Source organism: Priestia sp. 3CA3, from assembly GCF_056836725.1.
Window position 1 is genome coordinate 160170 of the sequence record NZ_JBXENJ010000002.1, and the last position, 24316, is coordinate 184485.

Annotated in this window: 23 protein-coding genes; 3 read left to right on the forward strand and 20 right to left on the reverse strand. The window is 37.9% G+C overall.

The window, feature by feature from the left end; genetic code table 11:
- Positions 1–18: 18 nt before the first annotated feature.
- The 7 genes from AC1VNJ_RS05645 to AC1VNJ_RS05675 all read right to left on the reverse strand — a co-directional run bounded on the left by AC1VNJ_RS05645 (position 19) and on the right by AC1VNJ_RS05675 (position 7376).
- Positions 19–780 (reverse strand): M15 family metallopeptidase, encoded by a 762-nt coding sequence (locus AC1VNJ_RS05645; RefSeq protein WP_155017362.1) that lies wholly within the window; start codon positions 778–780, stop codon positions 19–21.
- 156 nt (positions 781–936) lie between these two features.
- A complete protein-coding gene (locus AC1VNJ_RS05650) occupies positions 937–2004 on the reverse strand; it encodes a TolB family protein (protein WP_028412873.1) in 1068 nt (355 codons plus the stop codon).
- Between the two features lie 25 nt (positions 2005–2029).
- A complete protein-coding gene (locus AC1VNJ_RS05655; protein ID WP_028412872.1) occupies positions 2030–3499 on the reverse strand; it encodes a sensor histidine kinase in 1470 nt (489 codons plus the stop codon).
- Positions 3496–4188: a response regulator transcription factor gene (locus tag AC1VNJ_RS05660; RefSeq protein WP_028412871.1), complete on the reverse strand. Its 693-nt coding sequence runs from the start codon at positions 4186–4188 to the stop codon at positions 3496–3498. Before AC1VNJ_RS05660 ends, AC1VNJ_RS05655 begins: the two co-directional genes overlap by 4 nt.
- Positions 4189–4309: 121 nt before the next feature.
- Positions 4310–4501: a hypothetical protein gene (locus tag AC1VNJ_RS05665; protein ID WP_165573212.1), complete on the reverse strand. Its 192-nt coding sequence runs from the start codon at positions 4499–4501 to the stop codon at positions 4310–4312.
- A 152-nt stretch (positions 4502–4653) separates the two neighbouring features.
- Positions 4654–6165 carry an FAD-dependent monooxygenase gene (locus tag AC1VNJ_RS05670; RefSeq protein WP_482640443.1) on the reverse strand — a complete coding sequence of 504 codons (1512 nt, stop codon included), beginning with the start codon at positions 6163–6165 and terminating at the stop codon, positions 4654–4656.
- A gap of 35 nt (positions 6166–6200) precedes the next feature.
- Positions 6201–7376 carry a YhgE/Pip domain-containing protein gene (locus AC1VNJ_RS05675; RefSeq protein WP_482640444.1) on the reverse strand — a complete coding sequence of 392 codons (1176 nt, stop codon included), beginning with the start codon at positions 7374–7376 and terminating at the stop codon, positions 6201–6203.
- Between the two features lie 193 nt (positions 7377–7569).
- Here AC1VNJ_RS05675 and AC1VNJ_RS05680 point away from each other — a divergent pair, with 193 nt between their 5' ends.
- Positions 7570–8178, forward strand: coding sequence for a TetR/AcrR family transcriptional regulator (locus AC1VNJ_RS05680; protein WP_482640445.1), 609 nt, complete (start codon positions 7570–7572; stop codon positions 8176–8178).
- Between the two features lie 41 nt (positions 8179–8219).
- Here the strand turns inward: AC1VNJ_RS05680 and odhB are convergent, their stop codons facing one another.
- The 6 genes from odhB to AC1VNJ_RS05710 form a co-directional block, all read right to left on the reverse strand.
- Entirely contained in the window at positions 8220–9515 is a 1296-nt protein-coding gene (gene odhB / locus AC1VNJ_RS05685) for a 2-oxoglutarate dehydrogenase complex dihydrolipoyllysine-residue succinyltransferase (RefSeq protein WP_014459542.1), read from the reverse strand.
- A 16-nt stretch (positions 9516–9531) separates the two neighbouring features.
- Positions 9532–12393, reverse strand: coding sequence for a 2-oxoglutarate dehydrogenase E1 component (gene sucA, locus AC1VNJ_RS05690; RefSeq protein ID WP_033579402.1), 2862 nt, complete (start codon positions 12391–12393; stop codon positions 9532–9534).
- Positions 12394–12757: 364 nt separating this feature from the next.
- Positions 12758–13345 (reverse strand): PadR family transcriptional regulator, encoded by a 588-nt coding sequence (locus tag AC1VNJ_RS05695; RefSeq protein WP_028412866.1) that lies wholly within the window; start codon positions 13343–13345, stop codon positions 12758–12760.
- A 66-nt stretch (positions 13346–13411) separates the two neighbouring features.
- The gene (locus tag AC1VNJ_RS05700; protein ID WP_028412865.1) at positions 13412–14956 is read right to left on the reverse strand and encodes an MDR family MFS transporter; all 1545 of its coding nucleotides are present in this window, start codon (positions 14954–14956) and stop codon (positions 13412–13414) included.
- 139 nt (positions 14957–15095) lie between these two features.
- On the reverse strand, positions 15096–15542 hold the full coding sequence (locus AC1VNJ_RS05705; protein WP_033579404.1) for an OsmC family protein: 447 nt from the start codon (positions 15540–15542) through the stop codon (positions 15096–15098).
- Positions 15543–15663: 121 nt separating this feature from the next.
- Positions 15664–16560, reverse strand: a complete 897-nt coding sequence (locus AC1VNJ_RS05710; RefSeq protein WP_154992094.1) for an NAD-dependent epimerase/dehydratase family protein — start codon at positions 16558–16560, stop codon at positions 15664–15666.
- A gap of 165 nt (positions 16561–16725) precedes the next feature.
- Here AC1VNJ_RS05710 and AC1VNJ_RS05715 point away from each other — a divergent pair, with 165 nt between their 5' ends.
- A complete protein-coding gene (locus AC1VNJ_RS05715; protein ID WP_033579406.1) occupies positions 16726–17946 on the forward strand; it encodes a DUF418 domain-containing protein in 1221 nt (406 codons plus the stop codon).
- Positions 17947–17987: 41 nt separating this feature from the next.
- Here the strand turns inward: AC1VNJ_RS05715 and AC1VNJ_RS05720 are convergent, their stop codons facing one another.
- The 3 genes from AC1VNJ_RS05720 to AC1VNJ_RS05730 form a co-directional block, all read right to left on the reverse strand.
- The gene (locus AC1VNJ_RS05720) at positions 17988–18446 is read right to left on the reverse strand and encodes a hypothetical protein (RefSeq protein WP_033579407.1); all 459 of its coding nucleotides are present in this window, start codon (positions 18444–18446) and stop codon (positions 17988–17990) included.
- A 324-nt stretch (positions 18447–18770) separates the two neighbouring features.
- On the reverse strand, positions 18771–19061 hold the full coding sequence (locus tag AC1VNJ_RS05725; protein WP_013057601.1) for a hypothetical protein: 291 nt from the start codon (positions 19059–19061) through the stop codon (positions 18771–18773).
- Between the two features lie 93 nt (positions 19062–19154).
- Positions 19155–19643: a GyrI-like domain-containing protein gene (locus tag AC1VNJ_RS05730; RefSeq protein WP_482640446.1), complete on the reverse strand. Its 489-nt coding sequence runs from the start codon at positions 19641–19643 to the stop codon at positions 19155–19157.
- A 222-nt stretch (positions 19644–19865) separates the two neighbouring features.
- Between AC1VNJ_RS05730 and AC1VNJ_RS05735 the strand changes: the two genes are divergently transcribed.
- A complete protein-coding gene (locus AC1VNJ_RS05735; protein ID WP_028412858.1) occupies positions 19866–20153 on the forward strand; it encodes a hypothetical protein in 288 nt (95 codons plus the stop codon).
- Between the two features lie 134 nt (positions 20154–20287).
- Here AC1VNJ_RS05735 and AC1VNJ_RS05740 read toward each other — a convergent pair whose 3' ends face one another.
- From AC1VNJ_RS05740 to AC1VNJ_RS05755, 4 genes are all read right to left on the reverse strand, one after another.
- Positions 20288–21385 (reverse strand): acyltransferase, encoded by a 1098-nt coding sequence (locus AC1VNJ_RS05740; RefSeq protein WP_482640447.1) that lies wholly within the window; start codon positions 21383–21385, stop codon positions 20288–20290.
- 217 nt (positions 21386–21602) lie between these two features.
- On the reverse strand, positions 21603–22283 hold the full coding sequence (locus AC1VNJ_RS05745; RefSeq protein WP_223546143.1) for a hypothetical protein: 681 nt from the start codon (positions 22281–22283) through the stop codon (positions 21603–21605).
- A 527-nt stretch (positions 22284–22810) separates the two neighbouring features.
- Complete coding sequence (locus AC1VNJ_RS05750; protein ID WP_049165268.1) at positions 22811–23518, reverse strand: ABC transporter ATP-binding protein; 708 nt, start codon at positions 23516–23518, stop codon at positions 22811–22813.
- A complete protein-coding gene (locus tag AC1VNJ_RS05755; protein WP_033579414.1) occupies positions 23515–24312 on the reverse strand; it encodes an ABC transporter ATP-binding protein in 798 nt (265 codons plus the stop codon). Before AC1VNJ_RS05755 ends, AC1VNJ_RS05750 begins: the two co-directional genes overlap by 4 nt.
- Positions 24313–24316: the final 4 nt, after the last annotated feature.

The window sequence follows — 24316 nt, forward strand, 5'->3', positions numbered from 1 at the left end:
CAACTATAGAACTTTTGATTAAGCTTTTGTCTTACTTGCATAGGTTTCTAACGTTATATATTGATTAAAAATGGATGCGGCTGCTTTTTTTCCTACATATCTAAGGTGCCATGGTTCGTATTTATAACCGGTAACTTCTTCTTCACCTTGAGGATATCGAATAACGAATCCGTATTGATACGCATGTTTTGAAAGCCAATGAGCTTCTAGTGTATCAGCAAAGCAGTCTGCCGCAGCACATATTCCCTTTCCTCCTGTGACATCGATTGCTAGTCCCGTTTCGTGTTCACTCGTTCCTGGGTAGGCGCTATAGGTGCGTGCTTGTTCTTCACCGTCTCGTTTTGCGTAAAATGCAAAAAGCTCTTTTTGCCGCTCGTGAGATCGATAACCAGATACGCCAAGTAAGCTGATCCCCTCTTTTTCCGCGTCTCGAAAAAGTTCTTCAAGCGCTTGTGCCGCAGGCTTTCTAAGCATTCGTTTTTCTATTTTTTCGTTAAAGATAAACGGAACGTCGGCATAGACTAAATCGGAAGGCTGGTAAGATTCAGGAAGCTGATGCTTTTTATTAACTAAAGCCGTAACCGATTCTGGATTGGCTATTACCACTGTTTCGTCTACATTAGATTTCATTAAAGATGAAGAAGCTGATGAGCTTTCTAGTTTTTGAGCCTGTCCATTTTTTGTGAATTCTCCGGCAGGCTTTGATGAAGAATTGCTTGTGCCGCACCCTGCTATCATCAGCGCAAAAGCTAAAGAACAAATAAATAAAAAGTATTTCATGATGTCTTACTCCTTTCACATGGCTTTTGATACGCTATAAAAGCCTGTAAAGAAAGAATAAAACATAAATGTTTCTGTCTTTTATTCAGTTGTTTCAAACTTGTAAACACTCTTAAAGAAGTTTAGTATGCGTAAAAAAAAGACTGCCTAAGCAGTCTATTTCAAAAAGATAATATACGTATGAACTTGATTTTGCGTAAAGCTCGATGCAACTAGTTTATTTCCTGATTGACTCCAGGCAAGCTGATCAGCGGCATAGTCTAAATTTACGTTTAAGTGTGTAACATCTCCTGTTAATCCATCTGCTATGAATATCCCTTTATCTCCCTCTTTTTCAGAAATAAAATTATAAGCTAATTTCGAACCGTCGGGAGACCAGCTGACACCAAAAATTTGAGTGGACAGAGCAAGCTGAAAGGCCTCTGATCCTTTTAAATCTGTGATAGACAGCGTTCTCGTTTGAGCATCTTTTTGCTGAACGAGCGCTAATTGCTTTCCATTTGGAGACGGGATAATAGAAACCACATTATCTCGGATTTTTTCAGGGTCCGTCTGTTCGTTATGAAGAAAAAAAAGCTGGTTGTTTACACCAATATAATAAATGCCACCTATCCCTTTAACTGCATCTAAGATTCGATCGTCTCTGTGCAATAGAGGTTCTGCTTTTCCTTTTACATTTGCTTTAGAAAGCTTTCCTTCCATTGTAATAAACATTACTTCTGAATTATTAAGCCACTCTCCGCTTGATGGGTAGAGAAGAACATTCTTGATTTCAACTGTTTTTTTTGTTTGAACGTTCATTATATAACCAAATGTATCTTCGCCTTTTGCCACTTTATAAAAAAGATATTTGCCATTTGGAGAAAGCTTCGCCGCATGTTGAATTTCATTGCTTGGATGCAACACAAAAGTAGACTTGTTTTTTAGATTATAAGTAGCTAAATTCTGCGCATATACCTCTTTGGGACCGAAATCGTGCGACCGAAATTGTTTATTTTCTTGACTAACAATCACTGTGTTTTCATTCAAAAATTGAAACGCTCTTACTCCGTTAATATCTTGAACGTCTTTCACTTCTATTTTTCCATCTTGATCTACGTGGTCCAATACAGTAATTTTCTTGTCTGGTTTTTCAACCGTTTCTCTATGACCTTCTCCTTGGCCGCATGATGCTAAAATAAGAAAAGTGCTTGCGATATATATCATTAATCTATACCGTTTCAATAACGGTTCACTCCTTTTAGCTAACTCAGTTCTCGTTTTTTAAAGGAAACGACACTTTAAAAGTTGTCCATGTAGAGTCAGAATGATGCAGCTTGATAACACCGTTTTGTTTTTCAGTTAAATCTTTGGCTAATGCTAAGCCAAGACCTGTTCCTCCGGATAAACGCGACCGATCTTTATTTACGGTGAAAAATGGTTGGAATAATTTCTCTTCTGCTTCGGGTGGAATTCCTATTCCGGTGTTGGCTACATCTACAATGATAGAATTCTCTAAAGTATAAGATGCTACTTCCACTTTTCCTCCGGGTTCATTATATTTAATAGCATTGTCAATTAAATTAATAAAAATGTGTATTAAGCTTTCGCGATCAGCCCAAACAACCGCTTCTTTTATATTTGTATGAAGAGTCAAATCAAATTTAGCAGCTTTTCCTTTCATACGATCGCATATGTCTTCTAGAAGCCGTTTCAATTCAACTTGCTCTGGTCGCTGCTCGAAATCATATTTCTCAAGTGCTGAAAGCTTTAAGATTTTATCCACCATTTCATGGAGGCGATTCGTTTCTTTACGAATGTTTTGCACACCGTCTTCCATAAGCTGAGGATCATCTCGATACATATCAAGTAAGTCAACATAAGCTTTGATCGATGTTAAAGGCGTCTTAAATTCGTGGCTGATGTTACCGATAAACTGCTTTTGCTGCTGTTCGAGAGACTGCAGTTTCGAAATGGCGAACTCAAGCTTTCTTTTTTCTTTATTCATTTGATCGATGTTTTTTTCAATCGACGTACTCATAAAAAACAAGCCTTGACTGAGCTCTCCGAGTTCATCGCGCCGTTTGAAGGGCACATCAGTTAAATAATGGCCTTTTCGAATCTGCTGTGAAGTTTTTTGAAGCGTAGCGATGAGAGAAGCAATGCGATAAAAATAAGCATAGCCAATTAAAAAAGCTGCTGCCGCTGCAATCGTTCCCCCCATACGAAATAAGTGCCTAATGTCAGCTATAAACTGCTGATTATTTTTTAGGGAATGGTCAAAACGAAGGACTCCAATAAATTGATTCTCGATTGACACAGGTGCAAAGTAAATAAGGGAAGAACCCGAGATTTGATAGGCTATTTTTCCTTTCAAAGCATAGCTAAGGGTATCAGAAACATCCACATCTTTTTGGCCGATGGGAATAGAGCTTCCTGCTTCCTGTCCTTTTTGATTATATAGGACTGTTTGCATTCCGCTTTGTGATGCAATTGAAGATGCAAGGCGCTGTCCTTTTTGCTGAAGAAAGGAATCTGTATTCAGAGACGGGTCACCTGTTACATAACTTTGATGAATCGTTTGCTCCGCTGCTTTGCTTTTTTGAATAAGTTCACTTTCTAGCTGATCACGCTGATTGGTCTCAATTCCTTTTAATACGAGTACGCTCAGTACGGTTACTGTTAAAATAATTAAAAAAGCAAGAACGAGTCCCATCTTAGCTTTTAGGCTGATTTTCATTCATTGATCCCTGCAGTCGCTTTATATCCAACCCCGTATACCGTTTGAAGCAAATAAGGCTCTGCTTCTCCTACTTTTTTTCGAAGGCGCTGCATGTGAATATCTACCGTACGTGTACCGCCTGCATAATCCATTCCCCAGACAAGATCTAGTAAATCTTCTCGTGTGTACACTCTCTCTAAATTGGCAAGCAATAAAGCAATAAGATCAAACTCCTTTGGTGTAAGCTTAACTAACTCATTGGCAACATGTAACGTGCGCTGAATTAAGTTCACTTTCACTTTTCCCACCGTGATTTCTCCCACAGCTTCAGGAGCTTCATTTTTTTCTATTCGCCGAACAAGTGCTTTAGCTCTAGCTACAAGTTCTCTTACATCAAATGGCTTGGTCATGTAATCATCAGCGCCTAACTCTAAACCTAGAACTTTATCGACGATATCATTTTTAACCGTTAACAAGATAATCCCCATTCCTCTTCGATTCTCAAGTTTTCGGCATACTTCATAGCCGGTTAGTTTTGGCATCATCACATCTAATATCATCACGTCAGGTCGAAAGCTTTTTACTTTTTCAAGTGCTTCTTCACCGTCAGATGCTGTGTCTACAATATATCCTTCGCGCTTGAAAGCGTAAGATACCGCTGTGGCAATACTTTTTTCATCATCTACTACTAAAATCCTTTTATTCAATGTATCACGTACTTTCATTTGATATTTCTCTTCGTCTATCTTATCAAACAGCTTTAGCAAAAACATCTCCAAGTTGTTTCGAAATTGTAAACAAAAATAAAGAGATTGAGACATAACAAAATCAATTCAATCTAAAGACGCACAAATGAGATAAAGGAGGCTTAGTATGGAGCGCTTTTGACACCGCGGTTGATTTCCGTGCAAGGCTTCGCTTTCCGCGGGCGGCCGCTGAGCCTCCTCGTCGCTTGCGCTCCTGCGGGGTCTCACCTGTTCTGCTTTTCCTGCAGGAGTCTGCGCCTTGCCCTCCAATCAACCGCTTGAGTAAACTAAACAGATGAAATCTACGTTTACATGACCATAAAAAAATCCGAATAAAGTTGATTTTCCTTGAAGAGTCTCGATTCATCGATCCAATTTTCTTTCAGCTAAAATCATGTTGTCTTAGCTTTTTATTAGCGTTAGTTATTATTCATTTGTAAAAGGAAGGATTTTATGAGTATTCAAATATTGATAAAGAAGCTCTATACGCTGTTCGCTGCTAATAAAACCGATATACCCGTCCGGTCTAATAACATACAGTGCATCTTTTTGAAGCCCTGCTTTCTTCATATAGGGGTTCCAAGAAAACTCATGCAAAGAGAAGCCTTTTTCTCTCATGCTCTTTTTTAGCTTCTGTGCTGCTGTTCCATAGACGTGTATTTGCCAGTTTAAGGACCGTAAAGATTCAAAATTCCCTTCCACATAAGGTAACCGATCACCACTTTGCACATTTGTCCCTTGTCCGCTGCTTAGGTTACTATTTCGATATTTAATGCGGATTTGAGATAAAATTGTAAATGCTTTGTGACGGGGATAAGGAAAGCGAAATAAAAAGGATAGTACAGGCGGAAAGATATGCTTTCTAAAAAATTGACTCGTTTTATCTCTTGCCACCATTCGCTTGAAAGCGCGATCAGTTGTATTTACAAGCAGCTCTGCAAAAGGTAACCTTTCTTCTTCGTATGTATCTAATATGGAAAGTGCCGCTTTGTGTTGAAGGACAGCTGCTAATTTCCATGAAAGGTTGATTGCATCTCCAATTCCTGTGTTCATTCCTTGGCCGCCTGCAGGACTATGAATATGGGCTGCATCTCCACTTAGAAAAATACGCCCTTGTCGGAAACGACTTGCTACTCTGTGATGGATATTGTATGTTGAGAACCAATTTATATTTTCAATCTCAGCACCAAATGTTTGTTGAAGAAAAGTTTGAATATTTTCAGCTTTTATATCGTTTTGATCCAAAAGAGCTGAAGGAATAATGCCGATCATTCGATACGTTCCTTTACTTCTAACAGGCATACAAATCAAAAATTCTTCATTGCTAAATGAAATACTGATTTTTTGATTCTTCATCACTTCACCAGAGCCGTGAACATCCATCACATAAAAATGCTGTTTATATTTTTCTCCTTGAAACTCTATATTCATTTGTTTACGAACGGTACTGTGCGCTCCGTCACACCCACAAATATACTTAAAATAAGCGGTTTCCTCTTGCTGGGCTTTTAATAAAGTTTTTATCCCTTCTCCGTGTTCAGCTAGAGATAGTAACTCCGTCTTCCATTCTACTTCAATCCCAAGATTTTTTAATTTTTCAAGCAGAAACCGCTCGTGGTCGTCCTGTGGAAATGTAAGAACAAAAGGAAAAGGACTTAATCCTTCTCCTAAAGATCCTAGATGAACTTTTGCTTTTATTTTATTCTTTACTCGGACGTATACATCTTCCATCTTAATCCCGCGGTCTATGACTTCATCTGCAAAACCGAACTGCTGATAAAATTCAAGGGTTCGCGGTAAAATAGCCATTGCCCGGGAGGCTTGCCCAGGCCCTTCGTTTCTATCAATAATTCGAAAAGAAATGTTATGTCTTGCTAAATTATAGGCCATCACAAGGCCAGTAGGTCCGGCACCAACGATTAGGATTTGTGGCTTCATCATTATCTCTCCTTCTCATTCAGTTGCAGTATCTTTTATATTGAGCGAGACGTCTCTTTTTTTACAGAAGATGCAGGTAAAGCAGAAGCAAACAGAGCACACAAACTTATTAAAGAGATAAGAGCTAGAGCGGATACAGAATGATTCCATGTCAGATGTTCTCCAAAGAAAAATAGTTCTCTTACGCCATCTACCATAAACCTCATTGGCAGCCATGGATAAATCCACTCTCGATAAAAATCAGGCATAATTTCTGGGGCCATTGGAAGCAGCGGTGCGCCAAAAAATAGAATAATAACGAAAATCGGAAGTCCCTTTAGTCCTAACCATGAAAGTGCGGCTGATATCAAGGTGAAAAAACTGAAGTAAGCAATAGCTAAGAATAGTGCTGTATCCAAAAATGAAGGAACGCTTATTCCAACTACTTCAGCTAGCCACGCTAGTCCGAAACCTGCAGCTAAAGCAAGTGTAGCACCAATGATTACGAACCCTACTTGGTTAACAATTTTCTCTTTGCGAGAAGAAAACGTGATTTTGTGGATGCTGAGGAAGACAACTGCTGCCCCTGCTATGCTTGCCATCCACAGCGGCTGAAATAATGAAACGGGGGCATTTCCGTTAACACTATGAGTCCCTGTTTTATTGACGTTTATCACTGTCTTTTGAATCGGTGCAGCGAGTGCTAATGCTTGGTTTGCACTTAGTTGCGTTCCGCTTTGTTCAAATCTTTTCACTAGCTGCAAGCGCATATTTTCATTCATCTGATCAACTGCTCCGTTTAGCACCTGACTGGCTAGTGTTGAAGCAGCTGTATTCATTCCTTGATTCACTAACAACCTAATAGCAGGTGCCTCAGGCTGAGCCGTCTGAAGAGTCACCTGCTTTTTGGTGAAATCTTTTGGAATGATAAGCGCTCCGTAGTATTTTTGATTATTTAACCCTTTTTCAACTTCTTTAGTAGTTGATACAAAAATCCATTTAACCGAAGACTGTTCAGCGCTTGAACTCTTCATATTTTGTTTTATATGATCTCCTATATTTACCTTACCCTTTGCTGGAACTGTCATTCCTTCGTCGGCATTTACAAATGCAATTGGCAAATTCTTAGGTGCTTGGCTTACTGAAGGAATTAATGTTAGGGTAAAAATGAAAATAACTGCTACCACTATAATTGGTGAAAGATATATAAGCTTTTGATTACTTAATTTCATATAGATATCCCCTTCTTTAAGCATATACACGTTGACGGAAAGATAATGTACATGCTGTTGATTAGTGATCACTATGTAAATTATAATAAATTTACCTGCATTCTCAATATGCAATAATCATGGGAATGTCGCTTACTTAACACAAAACACATAACTGTTCATTATTAAAGAAAAAAGTAGGTGTTTAAAAACTGTGGGGAATTCAAAAACAGATCGTAGAATTATTCGAACGAAGAAATTTATCCGAGATGCTTTAACAGAATTAATGGAAGAGAAAGGATTTGAAGGCGTAACGGTCAGAGATCTGACGAAAAAAGCCGATATTAATCGAGGAACTTTTTATTTACACTACCAAGACAAATACGATTTGCTTGAAAAAAGTGAAAATGAAGTCATTCAAGAGATAAAAGAATTTATCAAAAAAGCAAATCCAAATGAGATTGTATCTGCTAATTTGAAAGAACAGCCTTTGCCGTTTATTATTGCGCTTTTTGAATATATTCAAGAGAATGCGCGTTTTATGCAGGTTATGCTTGGTCCAAAAGGCAACCCTGGCTTTCATCTTAAATTTAAAGAAGTTATGAAAACCAATATACTGGAAAAATTAGAGCTCATGGATAATAAAACGCCTCCGCTTGTTCCACTTGAACATTTAATGTCTTATGTAACGTCAGCGCATCTTGGCGTCATTCAGCACTGGCTAGAACAAGATATGAAGCAGTCACCTAGAGAAATGGCTCTGACACTCGCTAGCATGACTTTTTTGGGTCCTGCTTATGTTGCAGGCATTAAGCGAACATAAAAGAACCTGCTATTCTCTCGGAGAATAGCAGGTTCTTTTTATTAACCTTCTAGTAATAAAGATTCTGGATCTTCTAATAGTTCTTTAACAGTAGCTAGGAAGCTTACAGCTTCTTTGCCGTCAACGATACGGTGATCGTAAGAAAGTGCAATGTACATCATCGGACGATTTTCGATACGCTCTTCATCAATTGCTACCGGACGAAGCTGAACTTTGTGCATTCCTAAAATACCAACTTGAGGCCCGTTCAAAATTGGTGTAGACATTAATGAACCGAATACACCGCCGTTTGTAATTGTGAACGTTCCACCTTGTAAATCTTTTAATGCTAATTTGTTGTCGCGCGCTTTTTTCGCTAAATCAACGATAGATCCTTCGATACCAGCGAATGTTTTACGGTCAGCATCACGTACAACTGGAACAACAAGACCGTCTGGAGCTGACACAGCAATACCAATATCGTAGAATTTTTTAATTAATAACTCGTTGCCTTGAATTTCAGCATTTAATAATGGGTATTTTTTAAGTGCTGCTACTACTGCTTTTGTGAAGAATGACATAAAGCCAAGTCTTACGTCGTGCTGTTCAAAGAATTTGTCTTTGCGTCGTTTGCGAAGAGCCATAACAGCCGTCATGTCTACTTCGTTAAACGTTGTCAACATAGCCGCTGTTTGCTGAACTTCAACGAGACGTTTGGCAATTGTTTGACGACGACGTGACATACGTTCGCGTTCAACAGGTTTGTCGCTATTTTCACTTGCCGCTGGAGACGGAGATACCGGGTTAGCTGGCTTACTTGCTTGTGCCTGCTGTTTTTGCTCATTTGATTTTTGATCTGCATATGAATCAATATCATGTTTACGCACACGGCCAAGAGGATCAGTAGTTGGTACTTGATCTAGCTTGATTCCGCGTTCTCTTGCTGCTTTGCGAGCTGCAGGAGAAGCAATCAGCCATTGTTTTTGATTTCCTTGTTGAGGCGCTTCAGCTGCTGGCGCTACTTCTTCAACTGTTTTTTGCTGAGCTGGAGCAGCTTCTTGTTTTGGTGCTTCCTCTGCTGGTTTTTCTTCAGCTTTTGGTGCTGCTGGTGCTGAAGCTCCTTCTTTCGCTTCAAGACGTGCAATTGTTTCACCAACTTGCACTGTGTCGCCTTCGCCAGCAAGAAGTTCTGTTAGCACACCAGAGTCTTCAGCTGTAATTTCAACGTTAACTTTATCTGTTTCAAGTTCAACGATATAATCGCCTTTTTCAACGAAATCTCCTACTTGTTTTAGCCACTGTGCAACTGTTCCTTCAGAAATTGATTCTGCTAATTCCGGTACTTTAATCTCTCCCATGGTTCATTCCCCTTCCTTATCGTGTAACAACGTCGTTAGCAATTTCATTTTTAGTTAATGCATCTTGTAAAATACGTTCTTGTTCTTGTCTGTGAACTGTTGGATCTCCTTCAGCTGGACTTGAGCGTCTTGTGCGGCCGATGTAGTCAACAGTAGCTCCTTCTGGTGCTACTTCACGCAGTCGATCTTCTACATAGTTCCATGCGCCCATGTTTTCAGGCTCTTCTTGTAACCAGACAATCTCTTTTAAATTTTTATAGCGAGCAAAGATTTCAGCAATTACGCGTCTTGGGAACGGATAAATTTGTTCTAGACGAAGAACGTGTAGCCAATCTTTATCATCTTCTGCTTTGTTTAAGCGTTCCGTTAACTCACTGCTGATTTTTCCGCTGCACAGAACGATTCGTTCAACTGCATCTTCTTTTTTGCCTAATCCAGGCTGTTCTACTACTAAGCGGAAAGAGCCTTTTGTAAACTCTTCAAGGTTTGACACACTAAAAGCATTACGAAGCAAACTTTTTGGTGTCATAACTACTAGCGGTCTTACTTCTTCGCGCTGTAAAATGGCAGCTTGTCGTCGAAGTAAGTGGAAATATTGCGCAGCGCTTGTTACGTTTGCGATTGTCCAGTTGTTTTCTCCAGCTAGCTGTAAATAACGTTCTAGACGAGCGCTTGAGTGTTCTGGCCCTTGACCTTCATGGCCATGTGGTAGCAATAAGACCATTCCAGATTTTTGTCCCCACTTAGCACGACCTGCTGCAATAAACTGGTCAATAATAACTTGACCTGCATTGGCAAAATCACCGAATTGTGCTTCCCAAAGAACAAGCGTTTCAGGAGCAAATACATTATAGCCGTATTCAAATCCAAGCACTGAACCTTCAGATAATGGACTGTTACGAATATCAAAGGAAGCGCTTACGTTCTTCATTGCGTGTAGTGGTGAGTAAACATCCCCTGTCTTATGATCATGAAGAACAAGATGTCTATGTGCAAACGTACCACGTTCAGAATCTTGGCCTGTAATACGAATTGGCGTGCCGTCTCTTAAAATCGTAGCAAATGCAAATGCCTCACCCAATGACCAATCCACGCTTTCATTTTCTTCAAACGCTTTGGCACGTTTAGATAAGATGCGATCAAGTTTTGGAAATACGTTAAATCCTTCAGGGTATTTCACTAGCTCTTGATTCACTTCAAACAGCTCTTCTTTTGTAACAGATGTATCAATATCTGAAATTCCTTTGAAGACTGCTTGTGGCATTTCCATAATTCTATGTTGTTTTTCAGCTTTTGGCGGTACTTTCTCATAAGCTGCTTTTAACTTCGCTTGTAACTCTTCATTAATTTGATCTGCTTGACCGCTTTGAATAACGTTTTGTTCTTCGAGCTGCTTTGCATACATAGCACGAACGGTTGGACGTTTTGTCACAATTTCATACATCTTCGGCTGCGTTACAGACGGTTCATCCATTTCATTGTGGCCAAATCGACGGTATCCAATTAAATCAATCAAGAAATCTTTGTTAAAACGTCTGCGATACTCATAAGCAAAATAAGCAGCCGCTAAACAGGCTTCCGGATCATCCGCGTTTACGTGAACGATTGGAATTTCAAACCCTTTTGCTAAGTCACTTGCATATTTTGTTGAACGAGAATCGACGCTTTCTGTTGTAAATCCAATCATGTTGTTAGCAATAATGTGGATTGTTCCACCTGTTTGATAACCAGTCAATTGATTTAAGTTCAGCGTTTCTTGTACAATACCTTCACCAGGGAACGCAGCATCTCCGTGAATTAAAATCGCGAACGATTTTTTTACATCTTGTTTCGGGTATCCATTCACATCACGCTCATCTTGAGCCGCTCTTGTAAACCCTTCCACAACCGGATTAACAAACTCCAAGTGACTAGGGTTACTAGCCAATGTCAAACGAGCTCGAACTGTGTTCTCTGCTTTAATTTGTTTGTCGGCACCCAGGTGATATTTTACGTCTCCCGTCCAGCCGTAGTTAATACCGATTGAACCTTCTGAAGGAACTAATTCCTTGTTAGGCGCATGCTGGAATTCCGCAAAAATCATTTCATACGGCTTGCCTAATACGTGTGCTAATACATTTAAACGTCCACGGTGAGCCATACCGATATTAACCGTTTTTGGGCTTGTTTCCACTGAGCGTGCAATCAGTTCATCTACAAGTGGAATTAACATATCTACGCCTTCAATAGAAAAGCGTTTTTGTCCGACAAATGTACGGTGTAAAAATTGTTCAAAGCCTTCTACTTCTGTTAAACGCTTTAATACAGAAGTTCTTTTCTCATTTGAAAGAGGTTGGAAAATAGCACCTGACTCGACCATATCAGTCAGCCACTTATTCTCTTCCATGTTATGTACGTGATGGAATTCAAACGCAATGGTTTTTGTGTAGACATCTGTTAAATAGTTAATTGCGTCTAAACCATTTTTGACGTGTGATGGCGCATTCGTACATAAAATATCAACCGGAATTGATTTTAAATCTTCTTGCGTTAAATTGTAATCTTCCAAGTGAAGCAAGACAGGATCTTTCTTCTCGCTTTCAAGAGGCTTAATTGACGCGTATAGATGACCATAAGCACGGATGTTTTCCGCTAGCTTAATAGCCGATGCAATTTTAGATGTGTTAGCTGAAGGTGCAGCCTGTGCGTATTCAGCTTGCTGAACCTGCTCACTTTCGTTTAATGGAGGAGCACCCCAATAATCAAATAATTCTTTTAAGTCTGGATCTACTAGATCTGACTGCTCTTCATATAACTCATACTGTTCTAATACATAGCCATAGTTCGGACCCAAAAATCCTTGCCAAGGCTCCCCTCTATTCGACGTTTCGTTACCCATGATAAAACCCCCAACGAGTTATAATAATTGTCGTACTCAACAATCTTTCCATTTTGAATGTCGATTACCTTATCGTCTGACATCTTTACAACGAGTGATAAATCTCACTGCGTGTGTATCTGATATCTGCTTATATTTTACCACTCTTTTACTCGTCAATCAAAATGAAATCGCTATATTTCTTTAATTTTTTTTACTTTTTTAATAGTCTTACTACTTTTTGAAAGCGTTTTATAAGTAAAGCTGATTAAAGGTCGAATCAGGTGTTAATTAATTGTTATTGACCTAGCTTTTGGCAAAATTAAATTGCTTGAAATATATTTTATGACTATTTAAAAAAAGAAGCAGTGTTTTGCTTCTTTTTTTAAAACTCATCTACGATTTTTTCAACGTCTTTAAAATAACCATCATCTACTTCTGTAAGCTTGCTGCTTTTCGCCGCTTCGAGTAAATGAGTGAACCAAGTTAGTTCTACTTTCAAATGCATAATCGTGCGCATAATGATCGACAGATTTGCAATGGAATGATCCACCTTTTTAACTTGGTACAAATTTTGCATTTTTTCTAAATAAGCTGCCGTTTCCTCAATCTTTTTTTCTAAAGCAGAAGCCACTTTTTTTTGATCCACGTAAGAAGTAAATGAAAGAGCAGCATAAACAGGTCTATGCATATGCTCTTTTTTTAACAGCTGTTCAAAATAAAGGCGTTCAAATTCTTCTCTTCCTGCATCTGTGATAGAATAAACGGTCTTTTCAGGTCTGTTCGTCTCTCGAATCACATCGACTACTTTCACCAACTGATCTTTTTCGAGCGTATCAAAAGCGTAATATAAAGAACCGCTTGCAAGTTTAATATAGTGCTTCATTTGTCTTTCATTAATGGTTTGCTGAATTTCATAAGGGTGCTTATTTCCTTCCATTAATAAGCCCAGTATGACTAATTTAACACTCATAACACCTTTCACCTCTTGATATGCATCTTATTTAGTAAAAAAAGCACGAATAAATTCGTGCCTTTTCTATTTTTGAGCTGCCGGTTCCTTAGCTTCTACCCGCTTTTTAGGGGGAACTTCCACTCGTTCATTTCCCATTAAAAAGACAGTAATAATAGCTACTGCAATTGGAATAAGAGCAAGCATAAATGCATACGTGATCGATGTAGACATAGCATCAACAATCTTATCTAATATTTGAGGCGGAATGCTGTTTCGGGCACTTGATTGAAAAACTGCACTCGGATCTCCTATTTGAGAAAATGCTCCTTGTGATCCATTTCCCATACCTTGAAAATTGCGCTGCAGCTCATTTGTAAATGTATTGCTTTGAATCGTTCCAAAAATCGTAACTCCCAGCGTCATTCCTAAAGAACGAGCAAATGAGTTTGTTGAGTTGGCAGAACCTCTAAACTGTGGATCTAGCTTATGAGTTGACGACGTTGGTAAAAGAGAAAAGCTAAACCCTACGCCAAATCCAGTCAAAATCATAAATACCGTGAGCATCCAACGAGGTGTATCAGGTTCCATTGTTCCTAACAAGAACATTCCTACTGCAAATGAAAAAACGGACATAATCATCAAGTTTCGGAAGCTTGTTTTTGTGAGAAAAATCCCGCCGATCGCACTTCCTGCTACTGAGCCTAACATCATCGGAGTTAAAATTAAACCTGCATTTGTAGCAGAACCTCCGTAGACAGCTTGAACGAAAATAGGAATAAATACCGTTAAAATAATAAACGTTGCTCCGTATAAGAAAGCGAGAATTTGTGATGTTGCAAATAAACGGCGCTTGAACATCCAAAATGAAATAATCGGCTCTTGCGCGCGCTTTTCCACAAAAAAGAAGAGTGACAGCGCCACAGCAAAGATAGCAAAAAGAGATAAAATTTGCGGAGAAGACCACTCATACTCTTTTCCTCCAAGTTCAAGAGCAAACATTAAACTTACTACTGAAATGACAAGAGTGGCTGCACCAGCCCAGTCAATTTTTTGCTTTTTATGACTTTTTGACTCTTTATAAAAGCGCATAATAAAAAATAACGATAAAAGTCCAATTGGCACGTTCACGTAAAACACCCAGTGCCAGCTGATGTATTCCGTAATGTAAGCACCGAGAAGTGGACCAAATACGCTTGCTGAGCCAAAAACGGCACCTAATAATCCCGTCATTTTCCCGCGTTTTTCAGGAGGGAAAATATCAAATACGATGGTAAAAGCAATCGGAAGAAGCGCTCCTCCTCCAATTCCTTGAATCGCTCGGTAAATACTTAGCTGCACAATGCTTTGTGCTAAACCACACAATGCGGATCCAAGTAAGAATACGGTTAACCCAAAAATAAAAAACCGTTTACGGCCGTACATATCAGATAGTTTACCAAATATCGGCATACCTGCCATCACGGCAACCATATAAGCGGACGTAACCCAAACAAACTTATCTAATCCGCCTAGATCAGAAATGATTTTCCCCATAGCCGTCGCTACGATGGTATTATCCATGGCTGACATAAAAATACCGAGCAGCAATCCTGCTACGATAAAACGAATATGTTTTTCTGATGAAACCATTTCAGTTCCTCCTTTCGCGTCATCTTTTTGATGAACAGAAATGATAGCTACTTAAATTATTATATTCAAATTTGAGTATTTTACAATCTTAAATGTGCTATTTTTTAGAAATAAACATAACAAAAGCGTAATGGATTCATTACGCTTTTACTGTGAACTGAGGTTCTAATTCGATCTCTACATTTCCTTGAATGGCTCTTGAAATCATACAGGACGTTTCTGCTTTTTTTATAAGTCGATTGATTTTCTCTTCTTGGGCCGCAAATTCAGGTGTGACGATCACGTGAGGTTTATGAATGATTTTTTCGTACGTAAACACACCATTCGTTACGTCCACGATAGCTTCTGATTCCATCGTTAAAGCCTCCTGATGGATTCCACTTCTTTCTAGCATCGCTGCAAGCGTGATAATGTAGCAGGTGGCTGCTGCTCCTAGCAGCATTTCATCTGGATTTGTCCCGGCTCCTGGCCCGTCCATTTCTGGTGGAATAGAAATGTTTGTTTTTAATTGCCCTGCTTCAATTGTTCCCACTTCATTTCGGCCTCCTGGCCAATTTGCTTGCAAATGAAAGTGATGTTTTGCCATAGTGTATCCTTCTTTCTTCTATATAATGATGTATACTTAGCGTACCTTTTTTGCTCATAAAATAAAAATGTTCTGCTTGTAACAGCAAAAAGACTGCTAAACGTGCAGTCTTTGTTGTTCTCTAACTTAAAGGTACTTTCTTTTCGCTTTCAACGACAGTTTTGACTAATGAAGGCAGCCAGTCCTGCAGGTTCGTAAATGAATATCCCCAAAAGCTAGCTTTTTCATTGCTCATCGTCCAAGAATGATCTACTCCGTACGGAGAACTATTTTCATCCGTTAAACGAGAGGTTGTTCTTGCTGTTTTATCCGCTGCTTGTTCAATATATGAAAATAAATTTTTGAGTGAAATGGTACCATTTGAACAAGCGTTAATCGGCCCTTTTAGCTTCTGTTCTGCACACCAAACTAAAAATTCACCTGCTTCTTCCTGTGAAATGAAGTTCATTTCTGCTTCAATAGCCGGTACACCAATTTCTTCTCCATGCATAATTTTTTCTATGTGAAAACGCAAGCGGTCCGTATAATCATCTTTTCCCATAACAATTGGAAAACGGACAGCTGTTACCGAAAACGGTGCTTTTTGAAAGAATACTGCCTCGGCTTGGCGTTTTCCTTCTTGATAGGAAATATTTTCACGGCGTGTATATGAAATAGGATACTTGTATGGATCAAAATCTTCTTCATAACACGTTTTTTCTAAAGAACCATATACTGAAAGAGTCGAGGTAAGTACATAGTGACTCGTACTATGACGAAAAGCTTCAACAGCAACAGCTGCGCCGTGTGAAGAATAGCATATTTGATCGAAGATAACATCCCATTTTCTTCCTCTTGTCATTTCGATTACAGAATCTTTTTCTACACGATCAAGAAAAATTCGCTCAACTCGGTCGCCGAAATCATCCGGTGTTTTACCTCGCGTTGCTAACGTAACCTGTACTCCTTTAGAAAGCAATGTCTGAACTAAATTTTTTCCGAAAAAACGCGTTCCACCTAACACAAGTGCTGTTTTCATCTTTTTCTCCACCTTTCATATTTGATATGGGTGACCATACCATTATTATCCAACTTTTTCATCCATAAAGCTATGAATCTTTCCGCTTATTTTTTTGTACTTCCACCTATTTTTTCGCCACTGCCGTGTTAAGATGTACATATCTAACCAAAAGGAGCGACAGCGATGAATCCTTCTCCACTTCCCCTTAATGAACGTCTTGTTATTCTTGATATTATTCGGGGCATTGCTTTGCTGGGCATTTTTTTAGTGAATATACCGGCTTTTACTTCTCCGATATTTATTTTTCAGCTGTACAATGTTTCTTATAAGTATGAAGGAATAGATGCTTATATTGATTTATTCTTGCAGCTGTTTGTCCAAGGGAAGTTTTTTACCATCTTTTCTTTTTTGTTTGGACTTGGATGCGGAATTTTTTTGCATAGAGCTGAAGAAAAGCAGTACTTTGCCGCTGCTTTATGGTCAAGAAGAATGGCTGCTTTGCTATTAATCGGGCTTTTTCATCTTGTCTTTTTCTGGTATGGAGACATTTTGCATGTGTATGCTATTGGCGGTCTTTTATTATTCTTTTTTTACAATCGAAAAGCTAAGACGATTTTGCTGTGGGCAATAGGCTTGCTATGCTTTTTTTATCTTTTGGCTTGTATGCAGTTTTTTATTCCAGCACACGTCTTGCAGGAGGCTCAGTGGGAGTATAAAGCTTTACATGAACATGTCTTAACCCAATATTTATCCACCTACAGGCAAGCAGACTATTTATCTTGGCTGTTTTATCGTTTGAATGTTGAAGTGGTGCCTATGCTATTAAATCTACCGTTTTCTATCTTTCCCGTATTTTCTATGTTGTTATTTGGCTTATATACTGCTAAAAAAGGATTGGTACATAATATCGAACAAAATCGTTCTTTTTTCAAGAAAATTCAGTCAATAACAGGCGCAGCAGGTTTCACTTTAACTATTATTCTGGCCATGCTAAAAACAGAGATTTTAAGATACGAACTCTATCAGCAGGCGGCCATTCACCTTTTTACAAGCTTGAGCGGCATTTTTCTATGTTTTTTTTATCTTACCACCTTACTGTTATTCCTGCAATTTTCTCCTTACGCTTCAATGCTGGGTCTTTTTAAGTATAGTGGAACAATGGCATTAACAACTTACCTTAGCCAAACTTTAATTTGCCTGTGGATGGTTCGAGTCTTTGGTTTATACGGAACTCTTACCTTAATGGAAAGCACGGTTATTTGTCTCATCATCTATACACTCCAGCTTTTTCTTAATAAGTGGTGGCTTTATTATTTCTATTACGGTCCGTGTGAATGGTTATGGCGGAGCTTTACATACCGATCTCTCCCGCCTCTCAGGCGGAATAGAAAAGCTTCAGCTTAACAGCAAATCGGCCTTCAAGGTTGAAAGCCGATTTGTCTCCTTTACTGCAAAGGCGGTATAGTTATTCGTTTAATTCCATTTGTCTCAAACTCTCGTATATAATCCATTTCTCGATGAAAAATTTGCATAAAAACTTCATTTTTTATTTCTTTAGTGGGTCCTATTTGCTCTATCACATCTCGTTTAGCCATGCGATAGGCTAGCGCTTCCCAAAACACTTCGTTATCGTATTCTCCAATAATATCTTGAAGAGAATCTTCATGTTCTTCTGTAAACATAACCTCACTGTTTAGCGTGTGAAAAGGTCCTTTTTCAAGGAAAGGCTCTGCGTGTGAAAACATTTGTTTTTCTACATCCGTATATTCCTGTGCATGCTCATCTTCCACTCCAGAACATGCTGTGACCATCCAGTTACCTAAATAAATTAAATCAAGCAGTTGAAAAAAGTGCGTTTCAGATAGTTGAAGTTCAATATCGTTTTTTACAGGAGCTTTTGACATAAGCGCGGATCTCTCCTTTAATTTTGAGGGTAGTTGCTACTAAATAAAATAGCTAAAAGGGTTAATATGCAGGCTAGCAGGAAAACTGAAGAAATGGCTTCACCTCTTTTCTGTAGTGTAAAAATAGAGGTACTGACATCCAAAGAAGTGAATACGAAGGGTGTAAACTTATCATAATCGAAATAAAGACAAGATACAAGACTTTTTTACTAAATTTTCTGACTATTTTCGTCATAAATACCTATTTTTGTTTTGTTTATACTAGAAAGGTCCGAAATTTGTGTGCTGAGCTGTTCAAAATAAAAAAGCGCTGAACCAGGCGCTTTAACGGTGTAAAAAAATAGATAAACCAATAAAAAAAGCAGCTAAAATAAAATCAAAAATCCATTGCCACTTCTCACGTTTTAACAATACGTGCTCTACCCCTGATAACAGCGAACTTATACTAACCAAAACAAAAATAAAGCTTAATTGGTTAAACGAAAATTTAGTGACAAAATTTGATACAAGTATGACTGCTACGGTGATGAACAGTGCCATTTGACTTATAAGTACCCATTTAATTCTCTGTTTATATCCGTCTTTTAAAGCTTGTAATAAATCGTTGCTGATCACTCTCACTAAACCCCTTTTGTATTCCTATCGTCAAAAGTAAGAACGCAGCAAAAAACGCTTATCTGCATCTTAACTACTTAGCAAAACTAGCTATTAAATCGAAACATAAATATCAACTTGACTGCACTCAGGATCAATACAGCGTTCATCATATAATTCAAAGTCTATTTTATAGGCACGATGATTTTTTTTAGCCCACTCGCGAATATAAGCCCAAGCCTCTACTACTACCTGTCTAGCTGGCCCAACAGCTGTTGTAAACACCATATATTCACCTTCTGGGATGATGAACTCTCTCATATCATCTTTGAGTTCGCCGCCAGGTAAAACTTCATATCCTAGAGCAAATGTAAAATCCATTTTTTGATTACATTCAAATTCTGTATAAAGAGCAAATGTATTACCATTTACTTTATTGGCGATTTTATTAGCTAACTGTTGTTTATAAAAAGTCTGCCAGTGCTCAGGAATAAGACCTGTGCCCGTTTCTTCCACAGGTTCATCTGTTCGAATAGGCACTCCTACAACAGTAAATTCATTTACCTTGACTACTTTTTGACTTACGACTAAGTCAGTCAACATATTGAGCCCCCTTAATTCTTCTTTTTCTGTAGTTACAATGAGGGAAATACTTCTTAATATGCATTTTATTTGTATTCAAAGAAAACGTCAACCTTTTATGCAAATCCCTTAACGAAGGGGCTGAAGATCATTCTTCTAAACTATAAAAAAAACGATTCTATTTTCTTTGTACACATCATACGTATAAGATACCCCTAATTTACAATAGAGTGAGGTAAAAAAATGAAGATCATTGAACTTGCCGAATTCATTAAAACAAGTAAAAAAACAACTAAACTTGCTCTCTCCTCTTCTACAGTACAGTATACATTAGAAACAGATGATTTGAAAATTGAATTAAAAACAGGCGGCACGAATAAGCGAATCGTGTTTTTTCGCATCTTCTTAAAAGGAACGTACAAGGATTGGATTTGTTATCACCGGAACGAACATCATATTTACGAATTGTATCAAAATATTCCTTTATCTCCTAAAATGCAAAAGCAGCTTTTGTATGCTATTGCATCATAAAAGAGCTGGCTTAGTTAGCCAGCTCTTTTTCAATACATTAGACGAAGCTCAAGCCAATTAGGTTTTAAATTACTTATTTTTTATCAAAAAAACACCGGAAGCTTTGGGGGCTGTCCCTTGCTCCGGTGCTTTTCTTATTTATGCTGTAGCTTTGTAAACGAATGTTTGTGCGGCTTTGCATGTAATTTTCCCTTTGTCCATTGAATCCCTCTGTATAAATAGTACGAGCACCAAAAAACTGCTGGGACGATAAGTACATATGCGACGATACTATTTGTAAAGAAAGAAGAATCTATGGAACGAAGCAATCGATAGGTCTCATTTAATATACATATATGCACGACATAAATGCCAACTGAATTTTTCCCAACCTTTGAGAAAAACGAGTTTTTGCCAAGGCTTGGACTGCTTAATACGAATAAAAACAATGATGCTGATAAAAAGATCGTAGAAATAAAATAGTCTCCGGGCTTGCTGTGCTGGATATTAACCAACCAGTAGCGCTCGACGATCTCTAACGCTGAAAACACAAAAAAGCTGGCTAAATAAATCATGGGCCTTACGTTTAATACTGACAGAATTTGCTTACCATAAAGGGCAAACATAGCTCCTAATACTGTATAGAACAAACCAAAGAACAGGGCATCTCTCGTTTGAAAAGAAAGTGGAAAAAATAAAGAATAAGACTGTCCAAATAACCCAGTTACATATAATACGGTGCTGATAATCATTAATAAACCGATCTTTTTCCATCTTTGAAATAAGAAAACGATAACAACAGCCCAAATTAACGCAATCAAGTACCAAAGCTGAAATCCGCTTGTGTCACTTCCATAATAAAAGATATCTTTGAATGTGATGGATGATGTTAAATAATCAGCTACTGCATCTTTTCGCTCTGCTAATGTTCCGTGGTTTTGAAATAAGCGCAGAACTACACCAAACAATAAATAAAAGATGAACCAACATGCATAAAGCTTTGAAATATTCCACGTGTATTTTTTTAAGTATACAGAAGGTTTTGGATGTTTTTGAATTTTATTCGTAAACAAATACCCTGATACAATAAAGAAAAAAGGAACCGCGAATCGTGCAAATGTGTCAACAATGACATCTAGCACATTTTCCTGGTTCCCTAAAAAGAAATCGTCATGTGATGGGTTAACATGAATACAAACCACAAACACTGTAGCAAAAAACTTAATAAAATCAATTGAATAATTACGTTCCATCTTGTTGTCAGCTCCTTAAAATAAACTCGAGCTCTATTTTAGCATAATTATCCAAACGAAAAAGACATTTTGGTAAAATTAACCTTATAGTCATGGAAAAATTTTCTTAACTTCCAATATTCTAGTCTTGTTTACTTGTATGATGTCTTTCAATATTCCAAATAAATGATTCTAAAGAACTACAAAACAAAAAAACAGATTACCGGTAACCTGTTTTTTAAATTAACATTTTCCATGCAAACTTATTATCTTGTTTAATATCGATTTCTTTTTCATGCAAAGCCTGCACATGCTGTTTAATTTGTTTGAGAAATAGCATTACTTCTCCGCTTGATACGGCAGCTGAGTTGAGAGATAACGAATGTTTTTTAGCAATTTTTAATTCCTCTGTTTCCACTGAAATACTCACGTGGCGAAATAAGTGCCAAGGGTAATAAACTGTTTTAAAAGATTTTGAGAAATAAATTCCTTTAGAACAAACGGTAATCCCCTCGGTTTTTTGAAGAGGATATGTATTTAAATGAGCTACAATTTTTTCTTTTGCAGGTAAATAGAGCCTGTTTCGCATCTCTTTTTCAACTTCTTCACATAGTTGTCCTGCTACCGACAACACATCTTTTGGATCAGGTGTTTGATGAATTTGAAAAGATGAACAAATAGAAGTTAATTCTTTTGAGGATACACATGGATATATATAGTCTTGACACATATATTCATGGGAATGAGTGCGAATAAATTTCTTGATTTTTTTTAATAGAGATACTAGCTTTCTAGCTGAGTAATCGTTTTGATTGACTTGAAATTTCTCCACGTCATTAAAACAAATCATTTCTTCTTTTCGAATGGTAATGGATTGAATGTTAGCGAAATCTTCCCATAACATTTTTCCTTTTTTCATCCCTCTGCTTTTCCAGTAAATCCCCTTATTTGTAAAGCAAATTCCCCTTTTATCTAGGCCCGCTATAAAAGAGCTGTGTAAATACGCAATTATTTTTTCTTGGGGCTGAAACTGAAAGTATTTGCTAGCCATTTTTTTGTAGAAACTAGGTATTTGCATTACATAAAATTGACTTTCTCTATAGATTAAGCATAAGTCAGTCAAATAATTAGTTTTCAGCGTCGCCACGCTCTCACTTCCTTTTTGAGTGTAAATAACCGTACCCATTTTTTTCTATTACTTTATAAACGTTTTTTGATGAAAAAAGTTTCAACTTTTTTTGTTTTTTATGAAAAAGCTTTAAATTGAAGCATTCCTTTCATCTAGGAGGTTATCTAATTACTCACTTATTCAATAATCTTATTTTAAACGTTCCCTACTTAATTAAGAAACTAAACCAGATAATAGCAATGCTTACCTGCTTTATCCAAATCATCCCCTGTGAACAAAAATAAACCGCAGCGTTAAAACGCGATGCGGTTTGTTTTTTAAGCTAAATAAGCTTCTTTTATTTTTTCATTGTGAATTAATTCCGGTCCTTTTCCTTGCAAAATAATTTCTCCCGTTTGAATCACGTAGCCTCGGTGCGCGATTTGCAGTGCTTGATAAGCGTTTTGTTCAACGAGCAAAATGGTCATTCCGCTTTTATTTAATTCCATAATGATTTCAAATATTTGTTCTACAATGATGGGAGCAAGCCCCATAGAAGGTTCATCTAGCATAAGCATAGAAGGGTTCATCATAAGCGCTCGCCCGATAGCTAGCATTTGCTGTTCACCGCCGCTCATCGTTCCTCCTTTTTGAGTCAGCCTTTCTTTTAATCTCGGAAAATATGTGAGTACTCTACCCATATTTTCTTCTATTATTTTTTTATTAGAAAGTGAGAAGGCTCCAATCGTTAAATTTTCTTTTACCGTCATCTTAGGGAAAATTTTTCTTCCTTCTGGTACGTGAGCTATTCCTAGCCGGGCCGTTTGGTGAGGAGGGAATTTCGTGATGTGGGTGCCTTTATACACGATACTACCTGCTTTGACAGGAGCTTGACCGCTAATGGACTTTAATGTGGTAGATTTACCGGCTCCATTGCTTCCAATAAGAGTCACAATTTCTCCTTCTTCTACATCAATCGTTATTCCTTTAAGCGCTTGAATTCCTCCGTAAAAGGTGTCAACTTCAGTTAACTTTAATAGAGTCATGTGCTTTTCTCCTTCCTTTCTATCTCCTCTGCCGCTCCTTTTCCTAAATAGGCTTCGATCACTTTCGGGTGCGTACGGATATGTTCAGCATTTCCTTCTGCAATTTTTATTCCATGATCTAATACAATAATATGATCAGAAATTTCCATGACGAGCTTCATGTCATGCTCAATTAATAAAATGGTTATTTCCCGGTCTCTTCGTATCGTGTGAATAAGATCCGTCAGCTCTTTTGTTTCACGCGGATTCATACCAGCAGCCGGTTCGTCTAATAATAACAGTGAGGGTCTAGTAGCTAACGCTCTCGCAATTTCGAGTCGGCGCTGCGCTCCATATGATAAGTTAGTGGCTACTTCGTTATATAAAGCTTCTAGCCCAACGTATTCCAACAGCTTATACGCTTCTTTTTTAGCTGCTTTTTCCGCTCTTCTTGCTCGAGGTAAATTCAACAGCGTTTCAAAAGTGGTTGCTTTCAAATGGTTGTGCATCCCAACTAACACATTTTCTAAAACCGTTATATTACTAAACAACCTGATGTTTTGAAATGTCCGAGAAATCCCTTGTTTTGATACGCTGTGAGGTTTTAGCCCTGTTATGGATTGACCATTTAACATAATATCACCTGAGGTTGGCTGATAAACACCTGTCACCATATTAAAAAACGTGGTCTTTCCAGCGCCGTTTGGTCCTATTACAGCTGTTATTGAATTTTTTTGAATATCCATTGTTACGTCTTGATTGGCAACTAAACCGCCAAAGGTCTTGGTTACATTTTTCACTTCTAAAATAGACAATTTC